The sequence below is a fragment of the Psychrobacillus sp. NPDC096426 genome, from assembly GCF_044762745.1.
In the GTDB taxonomy this organism is placed as follows: domain Bacteria; phylum Bacillota; class Bacilli; order Bacillales_A; family Planococcaceae; genus Psychrobacillus.
Genome location: NZ_JBIWEX010000051.1, coordinates 1 through 6,204 on the forward strand (window position 1 = coordinate 1; position 6,204 = coordinate 6,204).

At 37.2% G+C, this 6,204-nt stretch carries 8 protein-coding genes; 4 read left to right on the plus strand and 4 right to left on the minus strand.

The window, feature by feature from the left end; genetic code table 11:
* Window positions 1–125: 125 nt before the first annotated feature.
* The 4 genes from ACIQYS_RS22240 to ACIQYS_RS22255 are packed head-to-tail and all read right to left on the minus strand — an operon-like array spanning window position 126 to window position 2,936.
* Complete coding sequence (locus ACIQYS_RS22240) at window positions 126–1,040, minus strand: RluA family pseudouridine synthase (RefSeq protein ID WP_402985192.1); 915 nt, start codon at window positions 1,038–1,040, stop codon at window positions 126–128.
* Window positions 1,037–1,843 (minus strand): NAD kinase, encoded by an 807-nt coding sequence (locus tag ACIQYS_RS22245; RefSeq protein ID WP_402985194.1) that lies wholly within the window; start codon window positions 1,841–1,843, stop codon window positions 1,037–1,039. The genes ACIQYS_RS22240 and ACIQYS_RS22245 overlap by 4 nt, the downstream gene beginning before the upstream one ends.
* Window positions 1,840–2,520, minus strand: coding sequence for a GTP diphosphokinase (yjbM, locus tag ACIQYS_RS22250; RefSeq protein WP_402985196.1), 681 nt, complete (start codon window positions 2,518–2,520; stop codon window positions 1,840–1,842). Before yjbM ends, ACIQYS_RS22245 begins: the two co-directional genes overlap by 4 nt.
* 23 nt (window positions 2,521–2,543) lie before the next feature.
* Window positions 2,544–2,936, minus strand: a complete 393-nt coding sequence (locus ACIQYS_RS22255; protein WP_402985198.1) for a UPF0738 family protein — start codon at window positions 2,934–2,936, stop codon at window positions 2,544–2,546.
* A 99-nt stretch (window positions 2,937–3,035) separates the two neighbouring features.
* Between ACIQYS_RS22255 and ACIQYS_RS22260 the strand changes: the two genes are divergently transcribed.
* The 4 genes from ACIQYS_RS22260 to ACIQYS_RS22275 all read left to right on the plus strand — a co-directional run bounded on the left by ACIQYS_RS22260 (window position 3,036) and on the right by ACIQYS_RS22275 (window position 5,667).
* Window positions 3,036–3,611, plus strand: coding sequence for a CYTH domain-containing protein (locus tag ACIQYS_RS22260; RefSeq protein WP_402985200.1), 576 nt, complete (start codon window positions 3,036–3,038; stop codon window positions 3,609–3,611).
* Window positions 3,612–3,617: 6 nt separating this feature from the next.
* On the plus strand, window positions 3,618–4,268 hold the full coding sequence (locus ACIQYS_RS22265; protein ID WP_402985202.1) for a lytic transglycosylase domain-containing protein: 651 nt from the start codon (window positions 3,618–3,620) through the stop codon (window positions 4,266–4,268).
* A gap of 155 nt (window positions 4,269–4,423) precedes the next feature.
* A complete protein-coding gene (locus ACIQYS_RS22270; protein WP_402985204.1) occupies window positions 4,424–4,819 on the plus strand; it encodes a globin domain-containing protein in 396 nt (131 codons plus the stop codon).
* Entirely contained in the window at window positions 4,819–5,667 is an 849-nt protein-coding gene (locus ACIQYS_RS22275; protein WP_402985206.1) for a ClpXP adapter SpxH family protein, read from the plus strand. The genes ACIQYS_RS22270 and ACIQYS_RS22275 overlap by 1 nt, the downstream gene beginning before the upstream one ends.
* Window positions 5,668–6,204: the final 537 nt, after the last annotated feature.

Below are 6,204 nucleotides of genomic sequence, written 5' to 3' on the forward strand. Positions count from 1 at the left end.
TTCCTCTCCCAGCCGTAGTATCCTATACCCGTTTTTCACATTTTCATTCTCTGTGGTGTAGCGCTGATTTTGCGCTACATGGATGGCTAAAGGGGAAAACCACTAAATTATCCTGGTATACAGGGCTATTTAGTGGTTTTGGTTGGAATAATATCCTTCATATCTTTTGGAAAAGGAGATATTATTTTTAATGTTTCCCCTGAAAAGGGGTGCTTCAAGTTTAACTCTCTTGCGTGTAATGCTTGTCTACTTATGAACTTTTGACTACCGCCGTATAAATCGTCTCCTATTAAAGGATGACCGATTGACATCATATGTACACGGATTTGATGCGTTCGTCCAGTATGTAGCTGCAGCCGGACATGCGTAAGCTCTTCTCCTTGCAAGTGAAACCTATTTAACACTTGTACAGATGTTTTAGCATATTTCCCTTCTTGCGAAATAAGACGCTCGATAATACTGCCATCTTTTCGACCAATTGGAGCATCTATTACAAAGCTGTCTTGTTGTATAAACCCATGTACAATTGCTTCATACTCCCTAGATATAGTACCTGCTTTTTGCATTTCACTTAATAGATGATGCGCATGTCGATGCTTCGCTACACAGATCACACCGGATGTGTCTTTATCTAATCTTGTCACAATATGAACAGTGGAAGAAAGACCACTTTCTGCAAAATAACCTGCAACAAAATTCGCAACCGTTCCATGTGGATGCTCGCGTGAAGGTATCGTACTAAGTCCTGCTTCTTTCGAAAATATTAATATATGTTCATCTTCAAACAGAATGGGGAAATCCCCTTTTTCGGCGATTAATCCTTCACTACTTTTCTCTTCAGGAAAAATAATCGTCACTTTGTCGCCAACTGTCAATATATGCCTAACCGTTTTTTCTTCCCCATTAACAAGTATCGTACCACCTTCGTATTTAATACTTGTTAAAGCTTTTTTAGAAATTCCATAATGTTTAATGGCATCTCGTAGTAACAACTGTGGTTCGTTTATTTCAAACGATAATGTTATGGAATGCTTGTTCATCTTTCCAGTTCACTATCAATGAATGAATCATGCACCCGTTGCCAAAATGGAAACGATCTAAACCTTGCAAAACGAATTTTTTCATCTGCTACTCGGTACTTAATCGACTGCACATCTTTATGCAATAATTGTAAATGATCAATCGTCACCATAAAATCCGGACCTTTTACTGGCTTTAGTAAACAAGAATGATGCTTGGGTAATACGAGTGGAGAACCAACTGTTCGGAAAACTCGATTATTAATAGAAGCAATTTCCGCAAGTTGCATTGCTTCCAAAGAAGGATGTACGATTGCCCCACCTAGCGCTTTATTGTACGCTGTACTTCCAGATGGTGTAGACATACATAGTCCATCTCCTCTAAAACGCTCAAAATGCTTTCCATTTAACTCCACATCCATTACTAATGTCACATCTGGAGATTTTACAGTCGATTCATTGACGGCAAGATACACAGAACTATCCTCTTCATGCTGATAATTAATCGTTACTTCCAAAAGAGGATATTCAATGACTTCGAACTCTTTTTGTGCAATGCTAATAACAAGCTTTTCGATCTCTACCGGTTTCCAATCGGCATAAAAACCTAGATGTCCCGTATGAATTCCGACAAAAGCAACAGAGCTTGTTAAATGCTTGTACTTATGGAATGCGTGTAATAACGTTCCATCTCCACCAATTGACAAAACAATATCAGGATTTTCTTCATCGAATATAAGTCCAAAATCAACTAAATACTTTTTCGCCGTCTCCATTAAGCGATTGGATAAATTATCATTTCGTGATTGAATAAAAAATCTCATCGCGTGCGCCCCCTTTCTTCTTTATGGCTTTCATGAATTCTTGGCGTAGATAGTTCTTTATTTTCACTAAAGTATTTTTGGGCTTCTTGTATTTCTCCGCGTATTAAAGACATTTCCTCATCTAAACGAAAAGCCGCTTCCGCCGCAAACTGTAAGCGTTTTTTAATTTCTTCTGGGAAAATCCCTTTATATTTATAATTTAGCGAATGTTCAATGGATGCCCAAAAGTTCATTGCAAGCGTTCGAATTTGTATTTCCGCTAAAATATTGATCTCACCGTGTATCGTTTGAACCGGATACTCAATAATTACATGATACGATCTATAGCCGCTTTGCTTTTTATGAGAAATATAATCTCGTTCTTCTACCACTTTAATATCTTTTCTAGCACGCAAAAGTTTCACCACATGTTCGATATCATCTACAAATTGACACATCATTCGGAGTCCTGCGATATCGGGTATTTCCTTCGCTAACGTCTCAGAAGGTTCGAATACAATACCTTTCATAAGCGACTTATCATAAATACTCGCAAGTGGTTTGACACGTCCTGTAACAAATTCTATCGGTGAGTTTGTGTTTTCAATTTCATATTGTGTACGCATTCCTTTTAACTTCACTTTTAATTCGGAAACTGCTTGCTTGTAAGGGTCTAAAAACCGTTCCCATTGCCCCATAAGTTTTACCCCCATTTCACTTGCTACTTGCTACTTGCTTTTAATATTTCTTCAAATGCTTCTTCTACTGCTTTTGAAAACTTAGCACCGTAGTTATCATTGCCTTCAATATTAAAAATAAGCATTTCCAGTTCTTCTCTAAACTTATGTAAAGTTAGCTCCACATCTCCAAATTGTAATGTTGGATCTACTTCTGCTTTTAACGTGTTTACTAATAATGGCCATACATCTTGTCCAAATTTCACATAATGATACCCAGTTTCATCTTCTAATAAGTACACAAATGACATAGAATCCGAATCGGTGATCATTTGTCCTCCTGCTTTTATACCAGGTTGGTTCGGCATTACCTCTAATGTAAAACGAATATCATTTTCTAATTGCACACCACTGTGCACGTTATAAGTAATAGGCAAAATTAATCTTTCCTTTCTGTCCATTCTTCCACTATTTTATCATATTGAAACTCATTGCAAAGCGTCTATAATAGAAATAATAGGAAAGGTCGTGAAATTATGCAATCTGAACGAGAAATCGAGTTTAAAAACCTACTTACAAAAGAAGAATTCCAGGCAATAGTGGCTTTTTTAGGCTTAACAACTACTGACTTCCAAACACAAACAAATTATTATTTTGATACACCAGAAAATTATTTTAAAGAAAAGAAAATGGGGTTTCGATTACGCGTTTTACCAAACCGCAATGAACTAACATTAAAAACACCAGTACAAGAACATGTGATGGACGAACAAACGAAAACTTTATCTGATGATGAACGAGATGCGATTATACACGAAACTCGCTTCCCTTCCGTCTCATTTTTGGAGCAAATAAAAGATCAAGGTCCATTAACATGTATCGGTAGTATGCAAACAGATCGAGCACAAATCCCATATAACAATGGGGTACTATTTTTGGATCACTCCTTATATAGTCGCATAGAAGATTTTGAGGTAGAATATGAATGTGGAGATGTCGAAATTGGACAGAAGATTTTTTCTCAATTATTAGAAGAACTTCATATTCCCCACCGACATACCGATAAAAAAATTGCGCGTCTTATGAAATATAACAATTCGTTGAAAGGTTGATACCTAATGGATGTTCAATCCCTTAAAACATTGATGGAAATAAATGCAATGCAGACACTTGGAAGTGTACAAAGTTCGCTTAACACTTCTACGACTTCCTTATTTTCTGAAATGTTAGGACAAGTACTAAAAACTGGTGAACAAAATACATCTTTAGATAGTAGGAATTTCTTGTATTATACTGGCAATTCCCCTGTTTTTACGCCATCAAACCTTGCATATCAAAGTGAGAATTTGATGAATGCTATTGCCGCTTATATACCATCAAGCGGGGTGACACCCTCGGATTTTGATGACATTATTAAACGTGCAGCGAAAAACTATAATGTACCTGAAAAACTTATTTCATCTGTCATTAAACAAGAATCCAATTTTAATCCATCTGCGCAGAGTTCCTCAGGTGCCTCCGGATTAATGCAATTGATGCCCGGTACAGCCAAATACTTAGGCGTAACGAACAGTTTCGACCCAGAGCAAAATGTCATGGGCGGCGCCAAATATTTACGCCAAATGCTTGATCAGTTTAATGGAGACACGGAAATAGCACTGGCTGCCTATAATGCGGGACCTGGAGCAGTAAAAAAGTACGGTGGAATCCCTCCGTATAAAGAAACACAAAACTATGTTCAAAAAGTATTAAACTATTACCAAGCTTAGCGTTAAAACGGCCTCGAAAAAGGTCGTTTTGTCTTGCAAATATACGACTGTTCCCACTCATATGTGCATTTGCTATTCTTTCGGTCTAATTATTTGAGATAATTCTTTAGGATTGATAGAATGATATTAGTGCTAAAACAAAGGAGTAACGAATAATGACACAGAAACCAATACTTCCTTACGATGAGATTGGAGCAGAGAAATTATCCCAGCTTGTCGATACGTTTTACAGTAATGTTGCAAAACATCCAATGCTAAAGCCGATTTTTCCAGATGATTTAACTGAAACCGCAAGAAAACAAAAACAATTTTTAACTCAATATCTTGGCGGTCCTAATTTATATACAGAAGAGCATGGACATCCGATGATGAAAATGCGTCATAATCCATTTCCTATTACACCTGAAAGAGCAGCAGCTTGGCTTTCCTGCATGAGAGCTGCAATGGATACTGTCGGTCTTGATGGTAAAATGCGTGAAACCTTCTATCGAAGACTTGAACTTACTGCCAACCACATGGTCAATCAAATGAGTCATGAGGAGGAACAATAGTGACAAGAATACTCATTCCGACTGAACCGATTACATCTCCTTTTCTAAACAAGCCACTTGAAATGTACGTTTTTTTAGATCCGCTTTGCTCGGCTTGTTGGGAAATGCAACCGATTATTCGGAAATTGCAAGTTCAATATGGACAGTATTTTACGATCCGAACTGTACTTAGTACACAGCTAAGTAATTTAAATACTGTTTGCAAAATGTCAACTGAAGAAAAAAAGAAGATTCAATGCGAATTCCCGAATATTGAGCATTCTGTTTTCCCTTCCATCGCAGTAAAAGCTGCAGAGTTTCAAGGAAGAAAGGCAGCTCTTCGTTTTTTCAATAAAATTCAAGAATATCTTTTCATTAAAACTAAAAATGTTACTTCTCTCTCTGTTTTGCAAGAAATAGCAAGTAAAGTCAACATTGATGTAGAGGAGTTTACCCAAGACTTTAAGTCAAAAGAATGTGCACGTTCCTTCCAAAGTGATTTATCGATCACTTCTGAAATGGATGTTACAACATTTCCAAGTATCGTATTTTTTAACGAAAATATTGAAGATGAAGGTATAAAAGTTTCAGGTGTTTATCCATATGAAATTTATGTACAAATATTACAAGAAATGCTATATGAAAAACCAGAAGTACAGGAACCACCTGCTCTCGAAAAGCTTTTTGATCACTTCCATTCCCTAACGACAAATGAAATTGCTAGCTATTATAATATTTCCGAACAACAAGCAGAACGAGAACTGAAAAAACTCCTTTTACTTCAAGAAGTAGAACGATTGGTATTACCAGACGTTGTCATATGGCGATTAAAAAATAATGAAGAAAAGCTCCTCACCCGACGTGGATGAGGAGCTTTTCTTTTCTTTTCATTTATTTTATTGCACATAGAAAACACCCTTTCCTCAGTTAGGAAAGGGTGTTTTCGTTTTACAAAGGGGATGGGAGAAATGTTCACGTTCAAACAAAGGGGTGTATGTTATCTTGTGATTTATTTCACACTCTTACTTTATCATGTCGTATAAAGAAATACAATATATTAGCACTTACTTTCACAAATTCGTCATACATTAGACGTCTTACCTCTATAGTTAGCTGGGTAATATCAGGTTATGCTCGCTCCATATAGCACACGAACAAAAATGCCTGTGTCTGGCTCGATACAGAGAATGGGAAAGATGAATGGAATGATGCACATAATCGGGATAATGCGTCGTAAAAGGCTCTATTAGGTTACCGCTAAGATTTTCGCTGCAGGCGGACGCTGTGATGGCTTATCTGTCTCACTCATCTGGGTCGAGTAGGTGGAAACCTTTCTCCCTAGCGGGAGATTGTGTTTCACCACCCCTCACAGAACCGTGCGTGCGCTATTAACGCACACGGCTCTT